This window comes from Ruminococcus sp., from assembly GCF_045129435.1.
In the GTDB taxonomy this organism is placed as follows: Bacteria; Bacillota; Clostridia; order Oscillospirales; family Acutalibacteraceae; genus Ruminococcoides.
In genome coordinates, this window is record NZ_JBGVJL010000093.1 from 1 (window position 1) to 2,630 (window position 2,630).

General features: G+C 40.3%; 2 protein-coding genes and 1 pseudogene. All 3 read right to left on the bottom strand.

All coding sequences use genetic code 11. From position 1 onward, the window contains the following. Positions 1-1,032, bottom strand: a 1,032-nt coding sequence (locus ACJMMI_RS04515; RefSeq protein ID WP_405353945.1) for an MBOAT family O-acyltransferase, incomplete at its 3' end; no start/stop codon positions are given. 89 nt (positions 1,033-1,121) lie between these two features. Continuing rightward, entirely contained in the window at positions 1,122-2,138 is a 1,017-nt protein-coding gene (locus tag ACJMMI_RS04520; protein ID WP_405353947.1) for an IS30 family transposase, read from the bottom strand. Positions 2,139-2,339: 201 nt separating this feature from the next. Next, a pseudogene (locus tag ACJMMI_RS04525) lies at positions 2,340-2,414 on the bottom strand (hypothetical protein); the annotation flags it as partial. Positions 2,415-2,630: the final 216 nt, after the last annotated feature.

Sequence of the window (2,630 nt, forward strand, 5' to 3'; positions counted from 1 at the left end):
TGCTAAAACTGAAATAAAAATACAGACCACATTTTCTTTTATATAGAACAGCGCAGCATTGTCAACTAAAGAACCTGTTGATCCAAACATTGTTCCTATGTATGTAAATGCTTCCTGAATAGAATCAGCTCTAAAAACAACCCAACCTAAGATCACAAACAACATTGTGTAAATATATTTAAGCGGCTTGAGTTTGTTATACTTTTGAAATCCAGATAACTTTTCAAAAGCAAGTAAAATAAAATACAGAAGCCCCCAAACAATAAATGTCCAATTTGCGCCGTGCCATATGCCGGTTAACAGCCAAACAATAAAAAGATTAAAAATCAGTCTGGATTTACTTTTTACTCTGCTTCCACCTAATGGGAAATACAAATAGTCTCGAAACCAAGTGCCAAGAGAGATGTGCCATCTTCTCCAAAATTCAGTAATTGAAGTTGAAATATATGGATAATTAAAGTTTTCAAGAAAATGGAAGCCAAACATTCTACCCAATCCGATAGCCATATCGCTATATCCACTGAAATCAAAGAAAATTTGGAAAGTGTAAGCAATTGCTCCTACCCAAGCAGATAATACAGATTGGTTACTTACTTCACCGTTAAAGAATGTATCTGCAACAACCGCCATAGTATTAGCAAGTAGCACCTTCTTACCCAATCCAATAATAAAGCGATAGACTCCGCTTGCAAAATCATCTAATGTTTCTTTACGATAATTAATTTGATGTGCAACTGTCTCATAACGAACAATAGGACCGGCAATTAATTGCGGAAAAAATGAAATATAAAGCCCAACATTAAGGATATTCTTCTGATATTCTTCACCACGGTAAACATCGATTACATATGACATTGCTTGAAAAGTGAAAAAGCTTGAATGAAAAAGAGAAAGTAGGGTAAATACACTTAAGAACGGAAAAATAACGTCAGAAATGAAAATAGGGGTAGAAACCAGTAGCAAAGTATGGTAAAATACACCTAAATTCAGCAAAAGCAAGCGAAACAAGGCATAGCAAAGCAGACGTATCACGAACGCTTATGCAAAAGTAAACGCAACACGTCGAAATCGTGAGTATATGGAAATACACGAGCAGTTATCCGCCTTGAATTCGCTTAGTGTTAGTGTTTTAAGAGAGCTGAATTAAGGTGGACGTCATCGGCTGGGATGGCGTCCATTCCTGTTAATTGCATTAACCATTCCCAATCCTCATCACCTTTGGGGATCATTTCATATGGGGATTTATTGCCGAGACTTGGACGTTTAATACTGTTAATATGATTCATCAGCATAGTGACATCATCGTGAGTCAGCGCATCAAAGGACATTCCTTTTGGGATAACATAGCGGATAAATTCGTGATTCTTTTCAATCTCCGCTTTTTGCCAAGAAGCCATTGGATCGCAGTAAAACAGTTTGCAGCGAGGTTCGCCGTTAATAGCATTTTCAATGCGGTCGGCGTTTTTGAATTCGGAACCGTTGTCGGTAAGAATAACAGGAAACAAAGCTTGGAATTCATCCATACCGAGAATATCCAATAAATAGTCAAAAACGTCAACAACGGTTTGCGCCTTACCGTCGGGGATAAGAAACATTAGCATAACTGAAGTTTTGAGGAACAACATTGTCAAAATACGCTGACCTTTTTTCCTTGAACCCACAACCGTATCCATCTGAACGACAGGCATATTAGGGTGGGATTCCATATATTTCTTAAAATCCTCATAGGATCGACCAAGCCTGTAATTAGGGATTGGAGCCGATTTCTTTTTCCGTTTGCGCGGCTTGTAGCCGGTCTTTCTGCGCAGATCAATGTTGCGTACAGAGAGTTGACCGGAGTCGATGTAATTGTAAAGGCTGCGTAAGGATACCGGTAATTCCTTTTCGTGCTCAGCGTAAATATGCGTCAAAGGCTGTCCTTTTTTTATCTGAGCAGAAAGAAGACCGTCAAGATACCGGATTTGCTCAGGCGACAGACGTATTCCTGTTCTGGTATCAGAGCGCCGACGGCTGGACAGGGCATCGGCAAGTTTAGCGGAATACATATAACGGCGTTTGTCACAATCGTTACGGTAGTAACATCTGTTGCAGACATAAGGCGGCTTTTCGATACGGCTGCAGTGCTTTGGTTTGTAGATTGGGCAGAATTCGGTGCATTTGACGATTCGGCATTTAATACAAGGAATGTTGCACTTCTTATCCGTACAAATGTTGTGCTTATGACAAGAGCGTGCATATCGGCAATCGCAGCCAAGGTAGAAAGTTGCGGGTATGACGGTTCTGTTTGCTTTGATTTCTCTGGAAACGGTGGTAGGATTTCTGTTGATTTTCAAGGCAATCTCTTTGAAGGTTTTACCTGCGGTGATTCCGGCTTCAATGGCAATTCTGTCTGATAAAGTCATTTGGTTGCTCATACGGTACCTCTTTCCGCGGACAACTGCACAACTCTAATTTAACCGATTGCAAGAGTAAACGCAACCAAAACAACGATTTTCAGCATCGAAATTCGACATTTACTTTTTCATTTTTCTTTTTATTTTTTACGCCGTAAGGTGGTCGGCAAGAATGATTTTGTCCGGCACAAGGCGCAAAAGGCAGGTATCTCACGCCGCCGGCAGAGCGCACAGCCG